At 65.9% G+C, this 25324-nt stretch carries 19 protein-coding genes and 1 pseudogene; 13 read left to right on the top strand and 7 right to left on the bottom strand.

Annotation, left to right across the window (positions count from 1 at the left end; translation table 11 throughout):
- Nucleotides 1-206 precede the first annotated feature (206 nt).
- The 8 genes and pseudogenes from ACODS5_RS05410 to ACODS5_RS05375 form a co-directional block, all read left to right on the top strand.
- Nucleotides 207-1487: a serine/threonine transporter gene (locus ACODS5_RS05410; RefSeq protein ID WP_134689765.1), complete on the top strand. Its 1281-nt coding sequence runs from the start codon at nt 207-209 to the stop codon at nt 1485-1487.
- A 166-nt stretch (nt 1488-1653) separates the two neighbouring features.
- Nucleotides 1654-2154, top strand: a complete 501-nt coding sequence (gene tpx, locus ACODS5_RS05405) for a thiol peroxidase (protein ID WP_489108150.1) — start codon at nt 1654-1656, stop codon at nt 2152-2154.
- A 215-nt stretch (nt 2155-2369) separates the two neighbouring features.
- A complete protein-coding gene (locus ACODS5_RS05400) occupies nt 2370-3641 on the top strand; it encodes an MdtA/MuxA family multidrug efflux RND transporter periplasmic adaptor subunit (protein WP_489108149.1) in 1272 nt (423 codons plus the stop codon).
- Nucleotides 3638-6736, top strand: a complete 3099-nt coding sequence (locus tag ACODS5_RS05395; RefSeq protein WP_489108148.1) for an MdtB/MuxB family multidrug efflux RND transporter permease subunit — start codon at nt 3638-3640, stop codon at nt 6734-6736. The genes ACODS5_RS05400 and ACODS5_RS05395 overlap by 4 nt, the downstream gene beginning before the upstream one ends.
- Nucleotides 6733-9843: a multidrug efflux RND transporter permease subunit gene (locus ACODS5_RS05390; protein ID WP_134689761.1), complete on the top strand. Its 3111-nt coding sequence runs from the start codon at nt 6733-6735 to the stop codon at nt 9841-9843. The genes ACODS5_RS05395 and ACODS5_RS05390 overlap by 4 nt, the downstream gene beginning before the upstream one ends.
- The gene (locus ACODS5_RS05385) at nt 9840-11324 is read left to right on the top strand and encodes an efflux transporter outer membrane subunit (RefSeq protein ID WP_134689760.1); all 1485 of its coding nucleotides are present in this window, start codon (nt 9840-9842) and stop codon (nt 11322-11324) included. The genes ACODS5_RS05390 and ACODS5_RS05385 overlap by 4 nt, the downstream gene beginning before the upstream one ends.
- A gap of 240 nt (nt 11325-11564) precedes the next feature.
- Complete coding sequence (locus ACODS5_RS05380) at nt 11565-12380, top strand: substrate-binding periplasmic protein (RefSeq protein WP_489108147.1); 816 nt, start codon at nt 11565-11567, stop codon at nt 12378-12380.
- Nucleotides 12381-12494: 114 nt separating this feature from the next.
- Nucleotides 12495-12587: pseudogene (locus ACODS5_RS05375) on the top strand (alpha/beta hydrolase); the annotation flags it as partial.
- Nucleotide 12588: 1 nt separating this feature from the next.
- On the opposite strand, the gene ACODS5_RS05370 reads toward ACODS5_RS05375, so the two are convergent.
- The gene (locus tag ACODS5_RS05370; protein ID WP_134689758.1) at nt 12589-12870 is read right to left on the bottom strand and encodes a hypothetical protein; all 282 of its coding nucleotides are present in this window, start codon (nt 12868-12870) and stop codon (nt 12589-12591) included.
- Between the two features lie 286 nt (nt 12871-13156).
- Here ACODS5_RS05370 and ACODS5_RS05365 point away from each other — a divergent pair, with 286 nt between their 5' ends.
- Nucleotides 13157-15244: a putative bifunctional diguanylate cyclase/phosphodiesterase gene (locus ACODS5_RS05365; RefSeq protein ID WP_489108146.1), complete on the top strand. Its 2088-nt coding sequence runs from the start codon at nt 13157-13159 to the stop codon at nt 15242-15244.
- On the opposite strand, the gene ACODS5_RS05360 is transcribed toward ACODS5_RS05365, so the two are convergent.
- A complete protein-coding gene (locus ACODS5_RS05360; RefSeq protein WP_134689756.1) occupies nt 15241-15504 on the bottom strand; it encodes a DUF1652 domain-containing protein in 264 nt (87 codons plus the stop codon). The genes ACODS5_RS05365 and ACODS5_RS05360 overlap by 4 nt on opposite strands.
- 297 nt (nt 15505-15801) lie before the next feature.
- Between ACODS5_RS05360 and ACODS5_RS05355 the strand changes: the two genes are divergently transcribed.
- The gene (locus ACODS5_RS05355) at nt 15802-17031 is read left to right on the top strand and encodes a pyridoxal phosphate-dependent aminotransferase (protein WP_489108145.1); all 1230 of its coding nucleotides are present in this window, start codon (nt 15802-15804) and stop codon (nt 17029-17031) included.
- Here ACODS5_RS05355 and ACODS5_RS05350 read toward each other — a convergent pair.
- Together ACODS5_RS05350 and ACODS5_RS05345 are read right to left on the bottom strand one after the other, a co-directional pair.
- Nucleotides 16957-17604 (bottom strand): DUF1345 domain-containing protein, encoded by a 648-nt coding sequence (locus ACODS5_RS05350; RefSeq protein ID WP_134689754.1) that lies wholly within the window; start codon nt 17602-17604, stop codon nt 16957-16959. The two genes, ACODS5_RS05355 and ACODS5_RS05350, sit on opposite strands and share 75 nt — an antisense overlap.
- A gap of 113 nt (nt 17605-17717) precedes the next feature.
- The gene (locus tag ACODS5_RS05345) at nt 17718-18899 is read right to left on the bottom strand and encodes an NnrS family protein (protein ID WP_489108144.1); all 1182 of its coding nucleotides are present in this window, start codon (nt 18897-18899) and stop codon (nt 17718-17720) included.
- A 282-nt stretch (nt 18900-19181) separates the two neighbouring features.
- Here ACODS5_RS05345 and ACODS5_RS05340 point away from each other — a divergent pair, with 282 nt between their 5' ends.
- Nucleotides 19182-20027 carry a site-specific integrase gene (locus tag ACODS5_RS05340; RefSeq protein ID WP_372239475.1) on the top strand — a complete coding sequence of 282 codons (846 nt, stop codon included), beginning with the start codon at nt 19182-19184 and terminating at the stop codon, nt 20025-20027.
- Nucleotides 20028-20042: 15 nt separating this feature from the next.
- Here ACODS5_RS05340 and ACODS5_RS05335 read toward each other — a convergent pair whose 3' ends face one another.
- From ACODS5_RS05335 to gspG, 3 genes are all read right to left on the bottom strand, one after another.
- A complete protein-coding gene (locus ACODS5_RS05335) occupies nt 20043-21197 on the bottom strand; it encodes a GGDEF domain-containing protein (protein ID WP_489108143.1) in 1155 nt (384 codons plus the stop codon).
- A gap of 67 nt (nt 21198-21264) precedes the next feature.
- Nucleotides 21265-22443: a type II secretion system F family protein gene (locus ACODS5_RS05330; RefSeq protein ID WP_134689751.1), complete on the bottom strand. Its 1179-nt coding sequence runs from the start codon at nt 22441-22443 to the stop codon at nt 21265-21267.
- An 11-nt stretch (nt 22444-22454) separates the two neighbouring features.
- Complete coding sequence (gspG, locus tag ACODS5_RS05325; RefSeq protein WP_134689750.1) at nt 22455-22880, bottom strand: type II secretion system major pseudopilin GspG; 426 nt, start codon at nt 22878-22880, stop codon at nt 22455-22457.
- Nucleotides 22881-23065: 185 nt separating this feature from the next.
- Here gspG and ACODS5_RS05320 point away from each other — a divergent pair, with 185 nt between their 5' ends.
- Both ACODS5_RS05320 and ACODS5_RS05315 read left to right on the top strand, forming a co-directional pair.
- Entirely contained in the window at nt 23066-23674 is a 609-nt protein-coding gene (locus ACODS5_RS05320; protein ID WP_134689749.1) for a lytic transglycosylase domain-containing protein, read from the top strand.
- Nucleotides 23675-23780: 106 nt separating this feature from the next.
- The gene (locus tag ACODS5_RS05315) at nt 23781-25217 is read left to right on the top strand and encodes a sensor histidine kinase (protein ID WP_489108142.1); all 1437 of its coding nucleotides are present in this window, start codon (nt 23781-23783) and stop codon (nt 25215-25217) included.
- Nucleotides 25218-25324: the final 107 nt, after the last annotated feature.

The raw sequence follows: 25324 nt of genomic DNA, 5'->3' as shown, positions 1-25324 counted from the left end.
TCCCGTAGGAGCCGGCTTGCCGGCGAACGAGGCTGTCCGGGTTTTCCTTTCTTGTAAAGACAAGTGCAACCGTCCCTCGGGCGGGGCTTCCCCAAGTGCAACCTTTGCATGCACAATCGCGCCTCTCTTCCCCGGTTGAGTTGGGCGAAACGTCTATTTCGCCATTCTCAGCCTGTTGCAGTCTTGCGAGTGGAGCTTCACCCGGAATGAATGAGCAGGCCCCAAGCGTTGAACAACGCTTTGTAGAATCGACCCCCGCCACCCTCGGCAGCTGGTCGCGTCAAGACACCACCTGGATGCTGGGCCTGTTCGGCACGGCCATCGGCGCCGGGACCCTGTTCCTGCCGATCAATGCCGGCCTCGGCGGCTTCTGGCCGTTGCTGGTGCTCGCCGCGCTGGCCTTCCCGATGACCTATTTCGCCCACCGCGGGCTGACCCGCTTCGTGCTCTCCGGGAGCAAGGGCGGCGACATCACCGACGTGGTCGAGGAGCACTTCGGCATCACTGCCGGTGCCTTGATCACCGTGCTGTACTTCTTCGCCATCTTCCCCATCCTGCTGATCTACAGCGTGGCCCTGACCAACACCGTCAGCAGCTTCATGGAGCACCAGTTGCACATGGCGCCACCGCCGCGGGCGATCCTGTCGTTCCTGCTGATCCTCGGCTTGCTGGGTATCGTGCGCTGCGGCGAGCAGGCCACGGTCAAGGTCATGAGCCTGCTGGTCTATCCGTTCATCGTCGCCCTGGCGCTGCTGGCGCTGTACCTGGTGCCGCACTGGACCGGTGGCATCCTCGACACCGCCACCCAGGTGCCGTCGGGGTCGGCCTTCCTGCATACCGTGTGGCTGGCGATCCCGGTGATGGTGTTCTCGTTCAACCACTCGCCGATCATCTCGGCCTTTGCCGTCGACCAGAAGCGCCGCTACGGCGAGCATGCCGATGAGCGCAGCGGCCAGATCCTGCGTCGCGCCCACCTGCTGATGGTGCTGATGGTGCTGTTCTTCGTGTTCAGCTGCGTGCTGACCCTCGACAGCGCCCAACTGGCCGAGGCCAAGGCACAGAACCTGTCGATCCTGTCGTACCTGGCCAACCACTTCGAGCAACCGGCCATTGCCTTCGCCGCGCCGTTGATCGCCTTCATCGCCATCGCCAAGTCGTTCCTGGGCCACTACATCGGTGCCAGCGAAGGCCTCAAGGGCATGATTACCAAGGCCGGCATGCGCCCGGGCGCCAAGGCCCTGGATCGTGTGGTCGCCGCGCTGATGCTGGTGGTGTGCTGGATCGTCGCCACCCTCAACCCAAGCATCCTGGGCATGATCGAGTCCCTCGGCGGGCCGATCATCGCCGTGCTGCTGTTCCTGATGCCGATGTACGCCATTCGCCGCGTACCCTCGATGCGCCAGTACAGCGGCGCGCTGTCCAACCTGTTCGTGGTGGTCGTTGGCCTGGTGGCCCTGACCTCGGTGGTGTACGGCCTGCTGGCCTGATACCGCGCTGACAGCGAAATGCCCAGGTGGCTTGTCGCCATCTGGGCATTTTTTTGGCCACGATAATTGTCTGGCAATACAACAATTTCATCTTTGCTTATAGGCACTTGCGCGGCTTCATGCTTAACTCGGGGTCTATTTCCAAACCCGCATAAGGATTTCCGCCATGGCTCAAGTGACTCTCAAAGGCAACCCGGTACAGGTCAAAGGCGAGCTGCCCAAGGCCGGTGCCCAGGCGCCAGCCTTCTCCCTGGTTGCCGGCGACCTGTCCGACAAATCGCTGAAAGACTTCGCCGGCAAGCGCAAGGTGCTGAACATCTTCCCAAGCGTCGACACCCCGACCTGCGCTACCTCGGTACGCAAGTTCAACGCCCAGGCCAATGACCTCGCCAACACCGTGGTGCTGTGCATCTCCGCCGACCTGCCGTTCGCCCAGGCACGTTTCTGTGGCGCCGAAGGCCTGGAGAACGTGAAGAACCTGTCGACCCTGCGCGGTGTCGAGTTCCTGCACAACTACGGCGTGGCCATCGCCGATGGCCCGCTGGCCGGCCTGGCCGCCCGTGCGGTTGTGGTGCTGGACGAGCAGGACAAGGTGCTGCACGCCGAGCTGGTGGGCGAAATCGCCGACGAGCCGAACTACGAGGCGGCGCTGGCAGTGCTGAAGTAAGTCGCGCCACCCTGTGGCCGCGCGCTTGCCCGCGGGCCTGGTTACACGCGGTTACGGCCTGGACCCTGCTCCAGGCCGTTTTCATTTAAAATTGCCGCTTTTGCCAACGTCAGCCAAAGGTAAAGCACTGGTAAAGCCCCTTTGCTAAAACGATGCCAGTGCTTATCGTTCACGCTCTTCACGCCGTCTTTCTCTGAACAAGGTTCGTTCGACCCATGCATGTCTCCAACTCCCGTTCCCCCCGTCGCTGGCTGTTCGGCCTGCTGATCCTGCTGCTGGTGGCCTTGCTGGCCTGGTGGCTGTGGCCTGCAACCCCGACCCACAAGGAGGCGAGCGGGCGGCCGGGCAAGGGTGGGCGGCCGGGCTTCGGCGCCTCCGCCGACCCGGTGCCGGTGCGCGTCGAGCCGGTGCGGGTGGGCGACTTCCCGCTGTACTACAAGGCCTTGGGCACCGTCACCGCGACCAGCACGGTCAATGTGCGCAGCCGGGTGGCGGGCGAGCTGGTCAAGATCCACTTCAAGGAAGGCCAGCAGGTCAAGGCCGGCGACCTGCTCGCCGAAATCGACCCGCGCCCGTACCGCATCGCCCTGCAACAGGCCGAGGGCACCCTGGCGCAGAACCAGGCGCAGCTGAAGAACGCCCAGGTCGACCTGGCCCGCTATAAAGGCCTGTACGCCGAGGACAGCATCGCCAAGCAGACCCTCGACACCGCCGAGGCGCAGGTGGGGCAGTTCCTCGGGCTGGTCAAGACCAACCAGGCGCAGGTCAACGATGCCCGCCTGAACCTCGATTTCACCCAGATCCGCGCGCCCATCAGCGGTCGCGTCGGCCTGCGCCAGCTCGACCTGGGCAACCTGGTGGCAGCCAACGACACCACCGCGCTGGTGGTGATCACTCAGACCGAACCGATCAGCGTCGCCTTCACCCTTCCGGAAACCCAGCTCGACACCGTACTGGCCCGCTACCGCAGTGGCGCCAGCCTGGCGGTGGAGGCCTGGGACCGCGGCGACCAGAAGCTGCAGGCCAGCGGTGTGCTGGGCAGCCTCGACAACCAGATCGACATCACCACCGGCACCCTGAAGTTCAAGGGCACCTTCCAGAACCGCGACCACGCGCTGTTCCCCAACCAGTTCGTCAACGTGCGCCTGCTGGCCGACACCCTCAAGCAGGTGGTGCTGGCGCCGGCCGCGGCGATCCAGTTCGGCACCGATGGCACCTTCGCCTATGTGGTCGACAAGGACAGCAAGGTCACTATCCGCAAGCTCAAGGTCGGCGCCAGCGACGGTGAGCGCAGCGTGATCGTCGAGGGCCTGGCCGCCGGCGAGCGCCTGGTGCTCGAAGGCACCGACCGCCTGCGCGAAGGCACCCAGGTCGAAGTGGTCGACGACAGCTCGCAAGTGCCCACCACCCCCGGCCAGCACCTGCAGGGCCAGGATGCCAAGGGCTCGGCCCAGGTCGGTGAGTCGAGCTCCAAGGCGGGCGCATGAACCTCTCGCGCCTGTTCATCCTGCGGCCGGTCGCCACCACCCTGAGCATGCTGGCCATCGTCCTGGCCGGCCTGATCGCCTACAAGATGCTGCCGGTGGCGGCCTTGCCCCAGGTCGATTACCCGACCATCCGGGTCATGACCCTGTACCCCGGCGCCAGCCCGCAGGTGATGACCAGCGCGGTGACCGCGCCGCTGGAGCGCCAGTTCGGCCAGATGCCGGGGCTGGAGCAGATGGCCTCGACCAGCTCGGGCGGCGCCTCGGTGCTGACCCTGCGCTTCAACCTCGACATGAACATGGATGTCGCCGAGCAACAGGTGCAGGCGGCGATCAACGCCGCCAGCAACCTGCTGCCCAGCGACCTGCCGGCGCCGCCGGTGTACAACAAGGTCAACCCGGCAGACACCCCGGTGCTGACCTTGGCGATCTCGTCGAAAACCATGCCGCTGCCCAAGCTCAACGACCTGGTCGACACCCGCGTGGCGCAGAAGATCGCCCAGATCAGCGGCGTGGGCATGGTCAGCATCGCTGGCGGCCAGCGCCAGGCGGTGCGAATCAAGGTCAATGTCGATGCCCTGGCCGCCAACGGCCTGAACCTGGACGACGTGCGCACGCTGATCGGCGCCTCCAACGTCAACCAGCCCAAGGGCAACTTCGACGGCCCGACCCGGGTATCGATGCTCGACGCCAACGACCAGCTGCGCTCGCCGGCCGAGTACGCCGAGCTCATCCTCAAGTACAACAATGGCGCGCCGTTGCGCCTGAAAGACGTCGCCGAGATCGTCGATGGCGCCGAGAACGAGCGCCTGGCCGCCTGGGCCAACCACAACGAGGCGGTGCTGTTGAACATCCAGCGCCAGCCCGGGGCCAACGTCATCGAAGTGGTCGACCGGATCAAGGACCTGCTGCCGTCGATCACCGACAACCTGCCGGCCGGCCTCGATGTCAGCGTGCTCACCGACCGCACCCAGACCATCCGCGCCGCGGTGCGCGACGTGCAGCACGAGCTGCTGTTCGCCATTGCCCTGGTGGTGATGGTGACCTTCCTGTTCCTGCGCCGGGTCTCGGCGACGATCATTCCGTCGATCGCCGTGCCGTTGTCGCTGGTCGGCACTTTCGGCGTGATGTACCTGGCCGGCTTCTCGATCAACAACCTGACGCTGATGGCGCTGACCATCGCCACCGGTTTCGTGGTGGACGATGCCATCGTCATGCTGGAGAACATTTCCCGCCACATAGAAGAGGGCGAGACGCCGTTGCAGGCCGCGCTCAAGGGCGCCAGGCAGATCGGCTTCACCTTGATCTCGCTGACCTTCTCGCTGATCGCGGTACTGATTCCGCTGCTGTTCATGGCCGACGTGGTCGGCCGATTGTTCCGCGAGTTCGCCATCACCCTGGCGGTGGCCATCCTGATTTCGCTGGTGGTGTCGCTGACCCTGACGCCGATGATGTGCGCGCGCCTGCTCAAGCGCGAGCCCGAGGAACATGAGCAAGGCCGCTTCTACCGTGCCAGCGGGGCCTGGATCGACTGGCTGATCGAGCATTACGGCACGGCCCTGAGCTGGGTGCTCAAGCGCCAGCCGCTGACCCTGCTGGTGGCCGTGGCCACCCTGGCACTGACCGTGGTGCTGTACCTGATGGTGCCCAAGGGCTTCTTCCCGGTGCAGGACACCGGGGTGATCCAGGGCATTTCCGAAGCCCCCCAGGCCACCTCGTTCAGCGCCATGAGCGAGCGCCAGCAGGCGCTGGCCAAGGTCATCCTGGAAGACCCAGCGGTGCAGAGCCTGTCGTCCTACATTGGCGTGGACGGCGACAACGCCACCCTCAACAGCGGCCGCCTGCTGATCAACCTCAAGGCCCATGGCGAGCGCGACGTCAGCGCCGCCGAGGTGATCGCCCGCCTGCAGCCGCAACTCGACCGGCTGGTGGGCATCCGCCTGTTCATGCAGCCGGTCCAGGACCTGAGCATCGAGGACCGGGTCAGCCGCACCCAGTACCAGTTCAGCCTGTCGTCCCCCGACGCCGACCTGCTGGCCGAGTGGAGCGGCAAGCTGGCGCGTGCGCTGAAGGATCGCGCCGAGTTGCAGGATGTGGCCAGCGACCTGCAGGACAAAGGCCTGCAGGTGTACCTGGTGATCGACCGCGACATGGCCAGCCGCCTGGGGATCAGCGTGGCACAGATCACCAACGCCTTGTACGACGCTTTCGGCCAGCGGCAGATCTCGACCATCTATACCCAGGCCAGCCAGTACCGCGTGGTGCTGCAGTCGCAGACCGCCGCCAGCCTTGGCCCGCTTGCGCTGGAGTCGATCCACGTCAAGGCCGCCGACGGCGGCCAGGTGCGTCTGTCGGCGCTGGCGCGCATCGAGCAGCGCCAGGCGCAGCTGGCCATTTCCCACATCGGCCAGTTCCCCTCGGTGATGATGTCGTTCAACCTGGCCCCCGGCGCCTCCCTGGGCGAGGCGGTGCAGGTGATCGAGCAGGTACAACGGGACATCAGCATGCCGCTGGGGGTGCAGACCCGCTTCCAGGGCGCCGCCGAGGCGTTCCAGGCCTCGTTGTCGAGCACCTTGCTGCTGATTCTCGCCGCCGTGGTGACCATGTACATCGTCCTGGGGGTGCTCTACGAGAGCTACATCCACCCGGTGACCATCCTCTCGACGCTGCCTTCGGCGGCGGTGGGCGCCTTGCTGGCGCTGCTGCTCAGCGGCAACGACCTGGGCATGATCGCCATCATCGGCATCATCCTGCTGATCGGCATCGTCAAGAAGAACGCCATCATGATGATCGACTTCGCCCTGGAAGCAGAGCGTCACCAGGGCATGAGCCCGCGTGAGGCGATTTACCAAGCGGCGCTGCTGCGCTTCCGGCCGATCCTGATGACCACCCTGGCGGCGCTGTTCGGCGCCGTGCCGCTGATGCTCGCCAGCGGCTCGGGGGCCGAGCTGCGTCAGCCGCTGGGCCTGGTGATGGTCGGCGGCCTGCTGGTGAGCCAGGTGCTGACGCTGTTCACCACGCCGGTGATCTACCTGTACTTCGATCGCCTGGCGCGGCGTTGGCGACCGGCTGGCGAGCGGCAGCAGGCTGAAGCATGAATCTCTCCGGACCCTTCATTCGCCGGCCGGTCGCGACCATGCTGCTGAGCCTGGCGATCATGCTGCTGGGCGGGGTGAGCTTCGGCCTGTTGCCGGTGTCGCCACTGCCGCAGATGGATTTCCCGGTAATTGTGGTGCAAGCCAGCCTGCCCGGCGCCAGCCCCGAGGTCATGGCTTCTACCGTGGCCACACCGTTGGAGCGCAAGCTCGGCAGCATCGCCGGGGTCACCACCCTGACCAGCAGCTCCAACCAGGGCTCGACCCGGGTGATCATCGGCTTCGACCTGGGCCGCGACATCGACGGCGCCGCTCGCGAGGTGCAGGCGGCGATCAACGCCACCCGCAACCTGTTGCCCAGCGGCATGCGCAGCATGCCCACCTACAAGAAGATCAACCCATCCCAGGCACCGATCATGGTGCTGTCGCTGACCTCCGAGGTGCTGTCCAAGGGCCAGTTGTACGACCTGGCCGACACCATCCTGTCGCAGAGCCTGTCCCAGGTCACCGGGGTAGGGGAGGTGCAGATCGGCGGCAGCTCGCTGCCCGCCGTGCGCATCGAGCTGGAGCCGCAGTTGCTCAACCAGTACGGCCTGGCCCTGGACGACGTGCGCAGCGCGGTGGCCAACGCCAACCAGCGCCGGCCCATGGGCTTCGTCGAGGATGCCGAGCGCAATTGGCAGGTGCGCGCCAACGACCAATTGGAGAAGGCCGAGGACTACAAGCCGGTGGTGATCCGCCAGCAGAACGGCGCGATCCTGCGCCTGGCCGACGTGGCCCGGGTCAGCGACGGTGTGGAAAACCGCTACAACAGCGGCTTCTTCAACGATGAAAGCGCGGTGCTGCTGGTGGTCAATCGCCAGTCCGGGGCCAACATCATCCAGACCGTCGAGCAGATCAAGGCCGAGCTGCCGGCCCTGCAATCGCTGCTGCCGGCCAGCGTCAAGCTCAACGTGGCCATGGACCGTTCGCCGGTGATCAAGGCCACCCTCAAGGAAGCCGAGCACACCCTGCTGATTGCCGTGGTGCTGGTGATCCTGGTGGTGTACCTGTTCCTCGGCAATTTCCGCGCCTCGCTGATCCCCAGCCTGGCGGTACCGGTGTCGCTGGTGGGTACCTTCGCAGTCATGTACCTGTGCGGCTTTTCGCTGAACAACCTGTCGCTGATGGCGCTGATCCTCGCCACCGGGCTGGTGGTGGACGATGCCATCGTCGTGCTGGAGAACATCTCCCGGCATATCGAGAACGGCGAGAACCCAATGCAGGCCGCCTACAAGGGCGCCAGGGAAGTCGGCTTCACCCTGTTGTCGATGAACGTCTCGCTGGTGGCGGTGTTTGTCTCGATCCTGTTCATGGGCGGTATCGTTCGCGGCTTGTTCAAGGAATTCTCGATCACCCTGGCGGCGGCGATCATCGTCTCGCTGGTGGTGTCGCTGACCCTGACGCCGATGCTCTGCTCACGCTGGTTGAAGGTCCATGGCCCGCAGCAGCAGACGCGCCTGCAGCGCTGGAGCGACGGCATTCACCAGCGCATGGTCGCCGGCTATGACCGCAGCCTGGGCTGGGCCCTGCGGCACAGGCGCCTGACCCTGTTCAGCCTGCTGGCGACCATCGGCCTCAACATCGCCCTGTACGTGGTGGTGCCAAAGACGTTGATGCCGCAGCAGGACACCGGCCAGCTGCAAGGCTTCATCCGCGGCGACGATGGCCTGTCGTTCACCGTGATGCAGCCGAAAATGGAGATCTACCGCCGGGCACTGCTCAAGGATCCGGCGGTGCAGAGCGTCGCTGGTTTCATCGGCGGCAACAGTGGCACCAACAATGCCTTCATGCTGGTGCGCCTGAAACCCATCGCCGAACGCAAGGAGAACGCGCAGAAGGTGATAGAACGCCTGCGCAAGGAAATGCCCAAGGTGCCGGGCGGGCGCCTGTATTTGATGGCCGACCAGGACCTGCAGCTGGGTGGCGGCGGCCGCGACCAGAGCACCTCGCAGTACTTCTATACCTTGCAGAGTGGCGACCTGGCCGCACTGCGCGAGTGGTTCCCGAAAGTCACCGCCGAACTGCGCAAGCTGCCCGAGCTGACCGCCATCGACGCCCATGACGGCGCCGGCACCCAGCAGGTGACCCTAGTGGTCGATCGCGACCAGGCCAAGCGCCTTGGGATCGACATGGCCATGGTCACCGCGGTGCTCAACAACGCCTACAGCCAGCGGCAGATCTCGACCATCTACGACAGCCTCAACCAGTACCAGGTGGTACTGGAGATCAATCCCAAGCATGCCTGGGACCCCAGTACCCTGGAGCAGGTGCAGGTGATCACCGCCGATGGCGCCCGTGTGCCGCTGTCGACCTTTGCCCGCTACGAGAACTCGCTGGCCAACGACCGGGTCAGCCATGAAGACCAGTTCGCCTCCGAGGACATCGCCTTCGACGTCGCCGAAGGCTACAGCCCCGACCAGGCCATGGCGGCGCTGGAGCGCGCGGTGGCCAAGCTGGGCCTGCCCGAGTCGGTGATCGCCAAGCTCGGCGGCACCGCTGATGCCTTCAGCAAGACCGCCGAAGGGCAGCCGCTGATGATCCTTGGCGCGCTGCTGCTGGTGTACCTGGTGCTGGGCATCCTCTACGAGAGCTACATCCACCCGTTGACCATCCTCTCGACACTGCCGTCGGCCGGGGTCGGCGCCTTGCTGGCGTTGTACCTGACCGGCGGCGAGTTCAGCTTGATCTCGCTGCTGGGGCTGTTCCTGCTGATCGGCGTGGTGAAGAAGAACGCCATCCTGATGATCGACCTGGCCCTGCAACTGGAGCGTCATGATGGCCTGTCGCCGGAAGAGTCGATCCGGCGCGCCTGCCTGCTGCGTCTGCGACCGATCCTGATGACCACCCTGGCGGCCATCCTCGGCGCGCTGCCGCTGCTGCTCAGCCGCGCCGAAGGCGCCGAAATGCGCCAGCCGCTGGGCCTGACCATCATCGGCGGGCTGGTGTTCAGCCAGCTCCTGACCCTCTACACAACGCCGGTGGTCTACCTGTACCTCGACCGCCTGCGCCACCGTTTCAACCGTTGGCGCGGCGTGCGCACCGACGCTGCCCTGGATACCCCGCTATGAACTTTGCCCATACCCGCATCCACCGCGCCCTCAAGCTGCTGACCCAGGGGCGTGGCTCGCGCCTGCTCGGCGCCGGCTTGTGCGTGGCGATGCTCAGTGCCTGTACCCTGAGCCCGGACTACCAGCGGCCAGAACTGAGCACCCCGGCGCAGTTCAAGCAGGCCGAAGGCTGGACCCAGGCCAACCCCTCGGACGCCATCGCCCGCGGCGCCTGGTGGGAAATCTACGGCGATGCGCAGCTCAACGGCCTGATCGAGGAACTGAATCGCAGCAACCAGACCGTGGCCCAGTACGAGGCGCAATACCGCCAGGCCCAGGCCCTGGTGCGCAGTAGCCGTTCGGCGCTGTTCCCCTCGCTGGACCTGACCACTAGCAAGAACCGCTCGGCGCAGGGCACCGGCAGTTCCAGTTCCAGCCTGTCCAACAACAGCAGCGGTATTCGCAACACCTACAACGCCCAGCTCGGCGTCAGTTGGGAGATCGACCTGTGGGGCAAGCTGCGCGACACCCTCAATGCCAATGAGGCCAGCGCCGAAGCCAGCCTGGCCGACATGGCGGCGATCCGCCTCAGCCAGCAGTCGGAGCTGGTGCAGAATTACCTGCAATTGCGGGTGATCGACGAACAGAAACGCCTGCTCGAGGCCACCGTGGCGGCCTACGAACGGTCGCTGAAAATGAACCAGAACCAGTACCGCGCCGGCGTGGCCGGGCCGGACGCCGTGGCCCAGGCGCGCACCCAGCTCAAGACCACCCAGGCCGACCTGATCGACCTGGCCTGGCAGCGCGCGCAGTACGAAAACGCCATTGCCGTGCTGATGGGCAAGGCGCCAGCCGATTTCGCCCTGGCTGCGAGCAACGACATCCCGGCGTTGCCACAGATTCCCGTGACGCTGCCGTCGCAGTTGCTGGAGCGCCGCCCCGACATCGCCTCCGCCGAGCGCAAGGTGATGGCGGCCAACTCGAATATCGGCGTGTCGCGCGCCGCGTACTTCCCTGACCTGTCGCTGAGCATGAGTGGCGGTTATTCCAGCAGCAGCTTCAAGAACTGGATCGAGCTGCCCAACCGCTACTGGTCGGTCGGTCCGCAACTGGCGCTGAACCTGTTCGATGCCGGCAAGCGCAGCGCCGAGGTGGACCGCACCGTGGCGGTGTATGACCAGACCGTGGCGCAGTACCGCCAGACCGTGCTGGATGGCTTCAAGGAGGTCGAGAACTACCTGGTGCAGTTGAAGGTGTACGGCGATGAGGCGGTGGTGCGCCAGGAAGCGCTGGAGGCGGCGCGCGAGTCGTTGCGCCTGACCGAGAACCAGTACAAGGCCGGGTTGATCGGCTACCTGGATGTAGTGAATGTGCAGACCACGGCCTTGAGCAACGAGCGTAGCGTGCTGACGTTGCTGCAGGGGCGGCTGGTGGCGAGCGTGCAGTTGATCGCGGCGCTGGGTGGCGGCTGGGACAGCCAGGCGGCGCTGGCCGAACAATGACCCGTAGGCGCCAGCTTGCTGGCGAAGCAGGCGCCGCGCAGGTTGGCACCGGCAGCGCCGGTGTTCGCCGGCAAGCCGGCTCCTACGCCGTCTGCGATCTGCCTTAAACCTGTGGGCGCCCGGCACGTGACGCTGTACCGCACCATCGCGCGCAGACAAAACGTGGCGATCGGCCATTTCTCGTGCACACTGTGTAAAGCCACGTTATCAGTGGCGTGATTTCACCGTGCGAGGACCATCATGAGCGGACGTCGTCTGGCCCTGCCTGCGCTGCTGGTGCTCGCCCTGGCCTGGCTGCCCAAGGCCGCGCTGGCCGCGGATGACTGCCGGCAGCTCAGCGCCACCGGCAACCCGGAATACCCCCCGTACCTCTGGCGTGACCCGCAAAATCCCCAGCAACTGATCGGCGCCAACGCCGACCTGCTCCAGCATGTTGCCAAGGCGCTCGGGCTGGTGGTGGATGTCGTGTACGTGGGGCCCTGGTCGCGGGCGCAGGAAGAGGTCAACACGGGCCGCGTCGACCTGCTGGCCGGGTATTTTCGCACCAATGCGCGGGCGCTGGTGACCGACTTCATCAGCCCGCCGTTCCTGTACACCTCCAGCGTGGCTTGGGTACGCAAGGGCGAAGGCTTCACCTACCACGACTGGTCCGACCTCAAGGGCCGGCGTGGCGGGACCTTGGTCAACAACAGCCATGGCCAGGCTTTCGACGACTATGCGCGGGCACAGTTGAACCTGGAAGCCGTACCGAGCGCCTCCCAGGCGTTCCAGAAGCTGCTGCTGGGGCGCAGCGACTACGTGCTGTTCGAGCGTTACCCCGGGCTGGCGCTGGCCCGTACCCTGGACAAGGACCAGGCGCTGGACATCCTCGACCCGCCGATTTCCAGCGAGGGTCTGTACCTGGCGCTGTCGCGCAAGTCTGGTTGCAATGTGCCGGCGCTGCGCGAACAGCTGGCCCGCAAGGTGGCCGAGCTGGTCGCCGGGCCGCTGCCGGGGCAACTGGTGGAGCAGAACCTGCGGCGCTGGCAACGCCAGCAAGCCGAGTCGGCCCGGTAAGTAGCCAAGGCCGGCGCCAATGTCCTTGTTCTAATGCCCTTGGAGGGCTGGCCTATGCTCTTGCCACGCGCACCATCACTCACTGAGGCTCATCCTTGATGAATAGCAGGCCGACCGTCGTACATGATCACCCTGGACGCCAGCCATGCCTCCTTGGCGTCCAGGGCAAAAGAGATCGCCGGGCTGATCGCGGAGGCGCTCGGCTAGCTCAGCCCTTGCACTTGGCCAGCACCACCTGGCAGGTGCGTGGCGTACCGCCCGAACGGCTGGCGTAGCGCACGCAGCTGTCCAGCGACTTCTTGCTGGCCATGGCCAAGGTCGGGCCGAACGCCAGGCCACCTTCGCCGCTGCTGGGCAGGGCCTTGGCGTAGCACTTGGCACCTTGGGCGGCGTAACGGTTGTTGCTGTGCTTGCTGGAACAGCCCGTGACCACGGCCATGGCAAGCAGCGTGATGACGAGCAAGGGGATGCGCCCGGGCAGGGTGGCCATCGCGAGCTCCTGAAGGTCTGTATTCGAGTGTTGGCCTGCTTAGTCTAGCGGGAGTCGCTTCGCTTGGGGTGGTGGATTGCGGCATGCACCTGAGCTCAGGGACATCAATCGATAAGTGGCAATATGCCTTTATTGTCCCGCGAAACGGCTCTACCTCAAGGCCGCCAACGCTTGCAGCCGTACATTGGATCCATCCAGGGCAGTGAAAACCCCGTGCGTTTCGCTAAAGCTTGAGTACAATTATCGGCTTTTCCGGGCCTCCCTTGGCCTGCTCCTGGAAGTACGCATGCTGATTGGTAGTTATTCCTCCTCGCTGGTGCTGATCTCGCTGTGCGTGGCCATTCTTGCCTCTTACACCGCCCTGGACCTCACCGGACGCATCGCCACGGCCAAGGGCCGGGCGGTGTACCTGTGGATGGGCGGTGGGGCGTTCGCCATGGGGATCGGTATCTGGTCGATGCACTTCATCGGCATGCTCGCCTTCAGCCTGCCCATCGAGCTGGGCTACGACGCGGCGCTCACCGCGTTTTCGCTGCTGATCGCGGTGGCCTCGTCGGGTTTCGCCCTGTGGTTGGTGAGCCAGCCGAAACTGCCGTGGCTGCAGCTGGCGTTCGGCGCGTTGATCATGGGCACCGGCATCGCCTGCATGCACTACATGGGCATGGCGGCGCTGCGCATGCAGCCGGGCATCGACTACGACCCGACCCTGTTCGGTGCCTCGCTGGGCATCGCGGTGGGGGCCTCGGCCGCCGCGCTGTGGATCGCCTTCCGCCTGCGCCAGCACACGCCGTATGTGCGGCAGATCCGTGGGGTGGCGGCGGTGGTGATGGGTATCGCCATCGTCGGCATGCACTACACCGGCATGGCGGCGGCCAATTTCCCCGAGGGCAGTTTCTGTGGCGCCCTGGCCACGGGCCTGGCCGGCGATGGCCTGGACTACCTGGTGCTGATCACCACCCTGGCAGTGCTGGCAGTGGCCTTGCTGACCTCGGTGCTGGACGCGCGCCTGGAGGCGCGGACTGCCGAGCTGGCCCGCTCGCTGACCCTGGCCAACCAGGAACTGACCCAACTGGCCCTGCATGACACCCTGACCGGGCTGCCCAACCGCACGCTGCTGGCCGATCGTATCGAGCAGGCCATTGGCCGGGTGGCGGAGCAGGGTGGCTGCTTTGCCTTGATGTTCATCGACCTGGACGGCTTCAAACCGGTCAACGATGCCTTTGGCCACCATGTTGGCGACCAGTTGCTCAAGGCTGTGGCGGCACGCCTGCGTGGCCACCTGCACAGCCAGGACACCCTGGCGCGGATCGGCGGCGACGAATTCGTGCTGCTGGTGGAACTGGACGAGCCGGACGACGCCATGAATGTCGCGGTCAAGCAGGTCAACCTGATGGCCAGGCCGTTTCGCGTGGCCGAACACGACCTGCAACTGTCGGCCAGCCTCGGCATCGTGTTGTACCCGGGCAACGGCCTGGACCAGCATGAACTGCTGCGCAACGCCGACGCGGCGATGTACCACGCCAAGAACGCCGGCAAGAACGGCTACAGCTTCTTCGACGTCTCGATGAACAGCAACGCGCGCCAGCAGCTGCAATTGCTGCAGGACCTGCGCACGGCGCTGGAGCAAAACCAGTTCCGCCTGCACTACCAGCCGAAGTTCGACGCCGTGCAGCGCCAGCCCATCGGCGCCGAGGCGCTGCTGCGCTGGGAGCACCCGCAACATGGGCTGATGCTGCCGGACCGCTTCATCGGCCTGGCCGAGAAAACCGGCCTGATCATCCCTATCGGCGAATGGGTGCTGGGCGAGGCGTGCCGGCAGATGCGCCAGTGGATGGACCAGGGGCATGATGACTGGCGCATCGCGGTCAACCTCTCGGCTATCCAGTTCTGTCATGTCGGGCTGGTCGACAGCGTCGCCGCCGCGTTGGCCGCCAACGGCCTGCCAGCCAACCACCTGACCCTGGAGATCACCGAGACCACCGCCATGCGCGACGCCGATGCCAGCCTGCATGTGCTGCAGCGTTTGTCGGACATGGGCGTGGACCTGTCCATCGACGACTTCGGCACCGGTTATTCCAGCCTGATGTACCTCAAGCGCCTGCCAGCCAACGAGTTGAAGATCGACCGTGGTTTCGTCCGCGACCTGGAGCAGGACAGCGATGATGCGGCGATCGTCTCGGCCATCGTCGCCCTGGGCCAGGCATTGGGCTTGCGGATTGTCGCCGAAGGGGTGGAAACCGACCGCCAGCAAGACTTCCTGACCCGCTTGGGCTGCGATTCGCTACAGGGTTACCTGCTCGGTCAGCCAGTGCCGGCCGAGCAGTTCATGACGGGGTTGCAGGCGCTGCGCGCGCGCCAGCAGCAGGCGGGCTAAATCGCGCTGCGCAGCGGGCTGGCGAGCAGGTCGAAGGTGTCCATCTCGGCTTCGACCGCCTCGATGATCCGCTCGACATCGGCCGCGGGCATGACCGTGGCGCAGGGAATGCCGGCTACTGCCAGCAGGGTTTCGCCAGTGGCCCGGTCGAACAGCCGGGCGACCATGCTGCGTGGCGCGTCCATGCTGGCTTCGAAGCCCAGCGGATGGAAATGCCAACGCATCACCTGGCAGGCGTTGGGGAACGTCATCTTGTTCATGCCAGCCTCCTTGTTCGTGTCCTGAACGCGGTGAGTGCGCAGTGATGCCAGTGTGGCCATCCTGGCCATGGGAACCTAAACATAGCACCTGCCATGGCAGTGTTCCCTGGAAAATATGGCAAATGTACTAATGCATGACGGCTGTCACAGTCTTGTCACGCCGACCAGTTGGCGGCCATTGGCCAGGGCAAACGTTTTCCTCCAGGGCCGAGGGCGGGCAAGGGGTGTCGCTCTGCTAAGGTTACCTGCAGCGCTTTTCGGACCAGCGGTGCCGAGTGGGCAGACAGGGAGGCAGCCATGCGATATTCCACGCTCACCCAACGGATCGCGGGCGAAGCCGCCGCGGCCTGGGATATCCACTACCAGGCCCTGGCCCTGCGCGAGCAGGGGCGCGAGGTATTCCTGCTGTCGGTGGGCGACCCGGATTTCGACACCCCGGCCCCGGTGGTCGAGGCTGCGGTGGCCAGCCTGCGTCGGGGGGATACGCACTACAGCGATGTGCGCGGCAGCCTGGCCTTGCGCCAGGCTATCGTGCGGCACAGAGGCCTGGGGCTGGACCCGCGGCAGGTGGTGGTGACCGCCGGGGCCCAATGTGCCCTGTATGCCACCTGCCAGTGCCTGTTCGAGGCCGGTGACGAAGTGGTCGTCGTCGAGCCCATGTACGTGACCTACCACGCCGTGCTTGGCGCCTGTGGCGCTCGGCCGGTGCAGGTGTCGATGACGGCGCAAACCGGCTTTCGCCTGGATCCGCAGGCCGTGGCGCGGGCCATCACGCCGCGTACCCGCGGGTTGCTGCTCAACAGTCCGCACAATCCCACCGGCTCGGCCATCGATGCCGCGACGCTCGGGCAATTGGCCGAGCTGTGCCAGGCCCATGACCTGTGGCTAGTATGCGACGAGGTCTATCGGGGTTTGCTGCACGATGGCGAGGCGCCTGACCCGCTGAGCCTGCCAGGCATGGCCGAGCGCTGCGTGGTCATCGACAGCTTGTCCAAGTCCCACGCCATGAGCGGTTGGCGGGTTGGCTGGGTGATTGGCCCACCCGCGCTGGCTGAGCACCTGGGCAACCTGGTGATGGCCATGTTGTTCGGCCTGCCGGAGTTCGTCATGCAGGCGGCCTGCGTGGCCCTGGCGCAGGCAGGGCCGCAGGTGCGGCAGATGCGCCAGGCGTATTGGCAGCGACGTGACCGCGTGTGCGCCTTGCTTGAAGATTGCCCAGGGGTGTACGCCCATCGACCGGCTGGCGGCATGTTCGTGATGCTCGATATCCGTGGCACCGGGCTCGGCGCCCAGGCCTTCGCCCAGCGCCTGCTGGACGAGGAGGGCGTGGCGCTGCTGCCCGGCGATGCCTTTGGCCCAAGCGCGGCGGGGCATGTACGGCTGGGGTTGGTACTGGCGGTCGAGGCATTGGAGGTGGTGTGCCGGCGCATTGCTGCGTGCGCCCAGCGCGCACTAGTTGAGCAGACCGGCGGCGATGTTGATGGTGAAACCAAGGATTGCCGTGTTGAACACGAAACCTACCAGTGAATGCGCCAGCACCACCCGGCGCATGGCCCGGCCGGCGACGCCGATATCGGAGGTTTGCACCGCGACGCTGATGGTGAACGAGAAGTAGTGGAAGTCCCAGTAGTCGGGGTTGCGTTCGCCGTCGGCGAAGCGCAGCGGCGGCTCGTGGCGCTCGCCGGTGTAGAACAGCCGGGCATAGTGCAAGCTGAAGATGCAGCCGATCAGTAGCCATGAGCCTGCCACCGTCAGCCCGGTGTACAGGTAGTGCAGGGCCAGGGCGCTGCCCTCCAGGCCACGGCTGGAGACCAGTTGCAAGGTGACCGCGGCGAGGCTGGCGATGGCCGAGACACACACGGTGATCAACACCAGGCCGGCGTTCTCGTCCTCCAGGCGGGCAACCTTGCGCACTTGCCCGGCGCTGGCGCGCAGGCTCAGCCACAGCACCATCAGCAGGTAGAGCCAGACGCCGAGGTTCCAGCCGGCGAGGATGCGCTGCACGGTATCGTCGGCGGGGATCAGCCAGCCGCCGAGCAGGCCGGCCAGGGTGGCGAAGCTCAGGCGCGGATGGGTGCGGGTGAGTCGAAGAAAAGCCATGCTGCCTCGTTGCCGGGGGAGTTTGTGCAACTGTAGACCATGGCCTTGGCGCTGCCTGCTTCGCCAGCAAGGCTGGCTCCTACAACGGCTCCGGCAGATTGCGCTACTCGGGTTCAACCCGGCATGCCATCCACCCGTGGCCGGGCCAGGATCGGCAGGTAATGCCACAGGAACAGCAGCAACGCGCCACTGCCGAACAGCACCGACAACCCCAACCCCACCGGCGTGAACGGTGCCACCAGCACCCGCGCCAATGCCGCCAGCTGGATCAGCGCAAACGCCCAGACAATGCTGCGCGGCACCTGCAAGGGGCGCCCGGTGTGGCCCAGGCTGACCCGCGCCATCATTGCCACGATCAGTCCGGTCATGGCGCCCACGGTCAGGGCATGGGCCGCCAGGCTCGGGTTGATCGCCACTCCGGCATGCCACAAGGCCAGGCCCAGGCAGGCCGGGACCAGCCAGGCGTAGGCCAGGTGCAGCGACCACAGCAGCGGCACCCGCCACAGGCCGCGGTCATGCCATAGCACCAGGCGCGTGCCATGCAGCAGCGCCAGCGCAGCGAACAACAGGGCCAGCGCCGGGTGTGGCCGGTCGCCGAGGCCGAGCACATAACTGAGCGGCAGCGCCACGCTGCCGACCAGGCAGGCGCGGTCCAACCAGGGCCGGGCCGGCGTCGGGCTCATGTTGCCCAGGCCACGCCGGGTGAAGAACGGGATCACCCGGCCGCCCAGCATGCTCATCATCGCCGCCACCAGCCACAACCCGGCGAGCACGCCGCGGCGTTGCCACTGCTCGTTGTGGTTCAGCCAACCGGCCAGGGTCAGCCACTGGCAGGCGGCGATCAGCAGTACCAGGACGACGATCGGGTAATTGTTGCGCAGGCGCCGCTGGATGATCGGACGGGCCAGGGCCACGGCCACCAGGGGCAGGAAGGCACCCTCGATCAGCAGCACCAGCCAGGCCGGCAAGGGCAGGAACCAGCTGGCCCGGCCCAGCAGCCAGAGCAGGAACAACCCTTGCAGCGGCCGGCCGCTGAGGCCGGGGATGCCGCTCCAGTTCTGCACCGCGGTCAGCAGGAAGCCGGCGATGATGGCGGCGGCGAAGCCGAACAGCATCTCGTGGCGATGCCAGGCCAGCATGCCGCCGGGCGGCTCGGGTTGCAGCGCGCCGGCCAGTACCCCGGCCCACAGCAGCAGGGCGAGCAGGGCGAACAGACTGCCGCCGAGGAAGAATGGGCGAAAACCCAGTGCCCAGAGTGCCTGGCGCGGACGAGCGGTAACGGGCTGGACGAGCATGGCGGGACCTTGGTTCGATCAGAAAGGGTGAATGGGGTACCATCACGAACCGTGCCACCGGCAAAGCCCTTGCATATCAGGGTGATGGCACTTTATCGAGTCATTATGACTCTAGGTATTTGTAGTCCTTTTGACATTGACGGTTGTCAATTGGACTCGCTTTGCGCGACCTCGGCTCAACCTGGCCAGGTCGCCTCGCTACAGGATCCCGTTGTGACCGAGCTTCTGCGTAACCCGCTGTTGCAATACCTTGCCCGCCTGGCGCCATCCAGCCAGTTGACCATGCGCTATATCCTCCAGGATGCCGCCGATCGCCTGGGGTTCGTCGACTGCGACATCGTCGAGGTGCCCTGGCATCACCTCGAGCCAGGCCATGTGATCGCGCTGGTGGCGGCCTTGCGCGCCGATGGCTATGCCCCCAACACCTCGTCGCTGTACGTCAATGCCGTGCGCGGGGTGATGAACGAGGCCTGGCGCCAAGGCCTGATCGAGCATGAGCAACTGCTGAAAATCCGCGAGATCAAGCCGGCCAGTGGCAGCCGCCTGCCAGCGGGCCGCAACCTGCGACGCAGCCTGATCCGCGAGCTGATGGACGTCTGCGCGGCCGACCCGCGACCGCAGGGCGTGCGCGATGCGGCGATCCTGGCGCTGCTGTATGGCACCGGCATGCGCAAGTCGGAGTCGGTGGACGTGGACCTGGCCCAGGTGGATTTTCAGGAGCGCAGTATCCAGGTGCTGGCCAAGGGCAATCGGCAACTGATCAAATATGCTCCGGCCTGGGCTTTCGAAAAGCTGCAGGCCTGGCTCGACCTGCGTCGCCAGCAACTGCCGGCGGGCGAGCGCGACGACAGCTTCCTGTTCAACCGTATCCGCCGCGGCAGCCATATCACCCGGGCGCGTATCACCAAGCATGCCATCTACTACATTGCCCGCCAGCGCGGGGCGCAGGTAGGGGCGAAGATCATGCCCCATGACTTTCGCCGGGCGTTCATCACCCGGGTGATCGAGGAGCACGACCTGTCGATCGCACAGAAGCTGGCGCACCACGCCAATATCCAGACCACCGCCGGGTATGACCGACGCGACGACAACGAGCGGCGCCGGGCGGTGGAGCGGTTCGACTACTGAGCCCGTGGGGCGTTATCAGGCGACACCGTACTGCAATACCCGGCCGCGGCCTTGTTGCTTGGCCGCATACAAGGCGTGGTCGCCCATCGACAGCAACCGCGACAGCTCGCATTCCCCCGCCGGACGACTGACGATGCCGATGCTGACTCCGAGCATGCCGGGCTCCAGCAGTGGCATGCCGGCGAACCCGGTACAGATACGTTGCGCCACCACCTCGGCGGCGGCTTCGTCGACGCCGCGCAGCAGGCAGGCGAACTCTTCGCCGCCAATGCGCGCGAACAGATCGCCACGACGCAAGTGCCGGCTGGTCTCGCTGGCGAACGCCAGCAGCACCTGGTCGCCCATCGGGTGGCCGAACTGGTCGTTGATCCGCTTGAAATGGTCCAGGTCGCACAGTAGCAAGGCCACCGGCTCGCGCCGCGCGGCGCACTCGAGCAGTAGTTGCCCGCCGCGCTCCATGAACGCCCGACGGTTGTCGATGCCGGTCAGCGGGTCGCTGTAGGCCGCGGCGCGCAGCTGGATTTCGGCGCGTTCGCGGACCATCGCCAGGGTGATGTAGGAAATGCCGATGGCGAACAGCATCGACTCGAACAGGATCAAGGCAAAGAACGCCGGGCGCGGGCCGCCGTTGTTGATCGCCTGGTCCAGCGCCAGGCCATCGTCGATCAGCGCGCGCAGCAGGTAGATCGAGGCGTGCAGGGCGGTCAGGATCAGCGCCGGGGTGTAGGACACCTGCAGGCGCACCCGCGGTCGCCACAGCTCGCGCAGGCACAACAGGGTACAGCCCAGGGTGAGCAGCGAATATAGCTTCACCCGCAGGCCGAGGTCGGCGTGAAAACCTGGCCACAGGCTGAACAGCCACCAGAACAGCGCGCCGGCCAGCAGCAGCGGCCAGTGCGGGCGGCGTCCGCCGAACACGCGCATGGCGGTCCAGCCCAGGCCGGCACCGGTCAGCAGGACGATATTGCCCAGCACCAATGCCAGATAGTCGATGCCCAGGCCACGCAGGGCGATCAGGCCCACCCCCAGCCCCGAGGTCAGCAGCATCGCCCCCAGGTAGCCCAGGCTCGGGTCGCTGGCGCAGCGCCGCCAGGCATGCAGGGTGAGGATGCCCATCAGGGCGAAGATGAAAACGGCGACCAGGATCAGGGTCGGCAGGCTCAGCGACACGGGCAGGCGCTCTCGGCGGCAAAACGTACCATGCTAAGCCAAGCGCATGGCCAGTTGCTACCGTTGTTCAATGGATGCTCGACGCCAGTTCAAAGATCGGCATGTACATCAGGATCACGATCAGGCCGATCAGCAGGCCGATGAAGGTCATCAGCAACGGCTCGAACAGTTTGACGAACCATTCCACCCAGCGCCCGATCTCCTGGTCGTGGAAGTCGGCGCAGCGCTCGAGCATTTCCCCCAGGTTGCCCGACTGCTCGCCGGCGCGCAGCAGGCGCAGCGACACCGGTGTCACCAGTTGCGCGGCTTCCAGTGCATCCGACAGCGCCAAGCCTTCGGCGACCCGCCGGCTGGCCTGTCCGAGGCTTTCGGCGCCGGCGCTGCCGAGCAGGCCGCGGGCCATGCCCAAGGCGGTGAGGATGGGAATGCCGCCCTGCAGGAGGATCCCCAGCGAGCGGTAGAACCGCGCCAGCTCGTACATCACCAGGCGTTGGTGCAAGGCCGGCAGGCGCCGCAACTGGCGGTTGCTCCAGCGCTGTACCGCGTGGTGGCGGCGAAGAGCGACCAGGGCACCGATAGCGGCCAGGCTGCCCAGGCCCAGCGGCACCTGCTGGGCATGCAGGAACAGACCGATTTGCATCAGCACTTGGGACAGCCACGGCAGCTCGCTGCCCATGCCCTCGAACACCAGGCTGAAACGTGGCACCACGTAGCCCAGCAGGAACAGCACCACGCCGCCGCCGACCAGCAACAGCAGCAAGGGGTAGACCGACGCGCCGATCAGCTTCTGGCGCACCAGGTCGAGCCGTTGCCGGTAGCCGATATAGCGGCCCAGGGCGTCGCCCAGCGCGCCGGTGCGCTCGCTGGACTGCACCAGGGCCACGTACAGGGCGGGGAACACCTGCGCTTGCAGGGCCAGGGCCTGGGACAGCGAGCGGCCCTCGTAGAGTTGGCGCACCAGTTGCTCGAGGGTCTTGCGCGCGGTGCCGTCAGGCGCCTTTTCGGCCAGGCTTTCGAGGGCGTCGATCAGCGGCAGGCCGGCGCTGAGCAGGGTGCTCAGCTCCTGGCTGAACAGCACCAGGTCGAACGCCGCGGCGCGGCGCCGCCAGGCCAGGCCGCGGCTGCGCACGCTGAGCACGCGCAGGCCCTGGTCCTCGGCCTGGCGGCGGGCCTGCTCGATGTCCTCGGCGTCCACCTGCAGTTGCACCACGCCCTGGCTGCCCAGGGCCTTGAGCTGGTAGCGCATGGTCGGGCTCCTCATTGCCAACTGGTGATCTCGGCGTTTTCCCCGTCGCCGCCGGGCTGGCCGTCCTTGCCCATCGACAACAGGTCGTATTCGCCGCCGCTCTCGCCAGGCTGCTTGTAGATGTATGGCCGCCCCCAGGGGTCCTGGGGCACGGCCTTTTGCAGGTAGGGGCCAGACCAGCGTGCCTCGCCGCTGGGGGCAGCCACCAGTGCCTGCAGGCCCTGCTCGCTGCTGGGGTAGTGGCCGACCTCCAGGCGGTAGAGGTCCAGGGCCTTGCCCAGGCCTTCGATCTGTGCCCGCGCCACCTTGGCCTCGGAACGGCCCAGTTGGGCGAAGTACTTGGGCGCGACGATGCCGGCCAACAGGCCGAGCACCACCAGCACCACCAACAGTTCGAGCAGGGTGAAGCCGCGTTGGCGAGGGTTGTTGCGCTGCATGGTGAGTCCTCCGGTGCGTGGGCAGGCTTGCGCAACAGACCCCATGCAACAGCCGTGCACGTCTGCCTCGGGCCCTTGCCGCAGGCGCGATGGCAGGCGGCACGCTGCTTGCGTCACAGCCTCAAAGCCCGGCTTCGCGGGGCATTTCCCCCAACATTGGGGCACACGGCGTGGAGGCGACCGACATGCGTGGACTGATCCTGGGAGTGAGCGGGCTGGCGATGGGGCTGATGGTGCTGGGCGCCCAGGCCGATGTGTACATCTCTCGTGACGGCAAGGGCGGCTTCGTGCTGTCCAACGTGCATCGGCCAGGACGGCACTATGATCGGGTGATCAGCGAGACCGGCATCGCCGGCGGGCCGGTCAATGCGCAACTGGTCACCGGGCGACCCTACGCCGATGTGGTGGCTGCCGCCGCGTTGGCCAGCGATGTGCCGCAGGCGCTGTTACATGCGTTGATCAAGGCCGAGTCCGGCTACAACCCCAAGGCACGCTCGGCCAAGGGGGCGGCGGGGCTGATGCAACTGATGCCGGACACGGCCAAGGAGATGGGGGTCAAGGATGTGCTCGACCCCGAGGCCAACGTGCGCGGCGGAGCGCGTTACCTCAAGCAAATGCTGAAACTGTTCGACAATGACATCACCTTGGCGGTGGCGGCCTACAACGCCGGGCCAGATGCGGTGTTGAGCCGCGGACGGGTGGTGCCGCCGTTTGCCGAGACCCAGCGCTATGTACCCAATGTGTTGCGCGAGTATCGCCTGCTGCGGGGGTTGGCTGAGGATTCGCCGCTGTGATCAGCAGGTTCGGCGTGGGGGTTGCGGCGCCTATGAGCCGCCAACACCCCTGGCCCTCCAACTCTGGGCTATAACCTGTAGATGTGCCCAGCCGCGGAGCCCGACCATGGACCTCGCCCCCCGCCCCGACACACCCGACGCCAGTACCGGGCGCAAGCCGTTCAACCTGCTGCGCTGGTACGCCTGGGTCAGCCTGGCGATCATCGTTTCGGTGGCGGCGGGGCTGGGCCTGATCTCCAGCCGCTTCATCATCAACGAAAGCGTCGAGCGCGACGCATTGCTCACCGCCCAGTTCATCACCGCCATCGCCGACGCCGAGGTGCGCCATGTGTCGATCCCCAATGTGCGTACCATGGGCGAACTGCTCGACCCGCGCACCGACCACGGCATGCCGGATGTCGACCCCGAGGCCCGGCGCAAGGCCCGGGGCGAGTTCCTCGACCATATCGCCCACTTGCCGGATATGCTCCTGGCCAATATCTATGCCCCGGACCGCACGGTGATCTGGTCGAGCAACCCGGCCTTGATCGGCCGTCTGATCGAATCGGACGACGACCTGGACCAGGCCTTCGAGTACAAGATGCGGGTCTCGGCCAGTTACCACGACTTCGAGCAGGCGCGCAGCGAACAGAAGTTCGTCACCCCGCCCGAACAGCTGTTCATCGAGAACTACATCCCGCTGTTCGACGCCGATGGCGAGAACGTCACTGCCATGGTCGAGATCTACAAGGAACCCCACGACCTGATCGTGCGCATCGAGCATGGCCTACTGCTGATCTGGCTGGCCATCGCGGTGGGGGCGGGCGTGGTCTATGTCGGGCTGTACGGCATCATGCGCCGGGCCGCGCGGTTGATGGCGGTGCAGCAGAAGCGCCTGATCGGCAATGAAACCTTCGTCGCCCTGGGCGAGGTGTCGTCGGCGGTGGCCCACAGCCTGCGCAACCCGCTGGCCAGTATCCGCTCCAGCGCCGAATTGGCCCAGGCCTTCGACGAGGGGCCGGCACAGAAGAACATCAATGACATCATCAGCCAGGTCGACCGCATGTCGCAGTGGGTTCGCGAGTTGTTGCAGTCGCTGCGGCCGCTCAACGACGAGGCGCAACCGGTGGATGTCGCCCAAGCGCTGGATGACAGCCTGCAGGCGTTCGCCACGGCGCTGGCGCGGGGTGGCATCCGCTTGAGCGTGGCCGAGGTGCCGCGGGTCCAGGTGCTGGGGCAGCCGGTGCTGCTGGGGCAGATTTTCAGCAGCCTGATCGCCAATGCCCTGGAGTCGATGGAGCCGGGCGGCGAACTGCGCGTGGAGGTGGCGCGCAATGATCGGCGTGGCTTGACCCTGCGCCTCTCGGACACTGGCAAGGGCATGAGCGAGCAGCAACAGCGCCTGGCCTTCCGGCCATTCTTCACCACCAAGCAGGGCGGCCTGGGGGTTGGGCTGGTATTGGTCAAGCGGATCATGGAGCGCTATGGGGGGTCGGTAAGATTGAGCAGCCGTGTTGGGCTGGGGACGCGGGTTTCGCTCAATTTCCGGGTGGTAAATAGTTGATTTTCTAGATTAGGATAGTTCTATAACTAATTGTTTTAATTGAATTTATTGTTTTTTGGTGTTTCCCCGAATATGGGGGATTTTTCAAGAATAAACTTTACAAAAAT

It is taken from the genome of Pseudomonas sp. FG47 (assembly GCF_057809115.1).
Note: the sequence above shows the minus strand (reverse complement) of the source record. Positions and strands in the feature narration are given on the sequence as shown.

Bases quoted from the DNA above. Each gene is read 5' to 3' on its own strand.
- ACODS5_RS05320 (WP_134689749.1), top strand. From the start codon at position 23,066: ATGCGTGGACTGATCCTGGGAGTGAGCGGGCTGGCGATGGGGCTGATG.
- ACODS5_RS05315 (WP_489108142.1), top strand. From the start codon at position 23,781: ATGGACCTCGCCCCCCGCCCCGACACACCCGACGCCAGTACCGGGCGC.
- ACODS5_RS05370 (WP_134689758.1), bottom strand. From the start codon at position 12,870: ATGGCCACCCTGCCCGGGCGCATCCCCTTGCTCGTCATCACGCTGCTT.
- ACODS5_RS05385 (WP_134689760.1), top strand. From the start codon at position 9,840: ATGAACTTTGCCCATACCCGCATCCACCGCGCCCTCAAGCTGCTGACC.
- ACODS5_RS05340 (WP_372239475.1), top strand. From the start codon at position 19,182: ATGCGCTATATCCTCCAGGATGCCGCCGATCGCCTGGGGTTCGTCGAC.
- ACODS5_RS05365 (WP_489108146.1), top strand. From the start codon at position 13,157: ATGCTGATTGGTAGTTATTCCTCCTCGCTGGTGCTGATCTCGCTGTGC.
- gspG (WP_134689750.1), bottom strand. From the start codon at position 22,880: ATGCAGCGCAACAACCCTCGCCAACGCGGCTTCACCCTGCTCGAACTG.
- ACODS5_RS05390 (WP_134689761.1), top strand. From the start codon at position 6,733: ATGAATCTCTCCGGACCCTTCATTCGCCGGCCGGTCGCGACCATGCTG.
- ACODS5_RS05400 (WP_489108149.1), top strand. From the start codon at position 2,370: ATGCATGTCTCCAACTCCCGTTCCCCCCGTCGCTGGCTGTTCGGCCTG.
- ACODS5_RS05330 (WP_134689751.1), bottom strand. From the start codon at position 22,443: ATGCGCTACCAGCTCAAGGCCCTGGGCAGCCAGGGCGTGGTGCAACTG.
- ACODS5_RS05350 (WP_134689754.1), bottom strand. From the start codon at position 17,604: ATGGCTTTTCTTCGACTCACCCGCACCCATCCGCGCCTGAGCTTCGCC.
- ACODS5_RS05380 (WP_489108147.1), top strand. From the start codon at position 11,565: ATGAGCGGACGTCGTCTGGCCCTGCCTGCGCTGCTGGTGCTCGCCCTG.
- tpx (WP_489108150.1), top strand. From the start codon at position 1,654: ATGGCTCAAGTGACTCTCAAAGGCAACCCGGTACAGGTCAAAGGCGAG.
- ACODS5_RS05345 (WP_489108144.1), bottom strand. From the start codon at position 18,899: ATGCTCGTCCAGCCCGTTACCGCTCGTCCGCGCCAGGCACTCTGGGCA.
- ACODS5_RS05360 (WP_134689756.1), bottom strand. From the start codon at position 15,504: ATGAACAAGATGACGTTCCCCAACGCCTGCCAGGTGATGCGTTGGCAT.
- ACODS5_RS05355 (WP_489108145.1), top strand. From the start codon at position 15,802: ATGCGATATTCCACGCTCACCCAACGGATCGCGGGCGAAGCCGCCGCG.
- ACODS5_RS05410 (WP_134689765.1), top strand. From the start codon at position 207: ATGAATGAGCAGGCCCCAAGCGTTGAACAACGCTTTGTAGAATCGACC.
- ACODS5_RS05395 (WP_489108148.1), top strand. From the start codon at position 3,638: ATGAACCTCTCGCGCCTGTTCATCCTGCGGCCGGTCGCCACCACCCTG.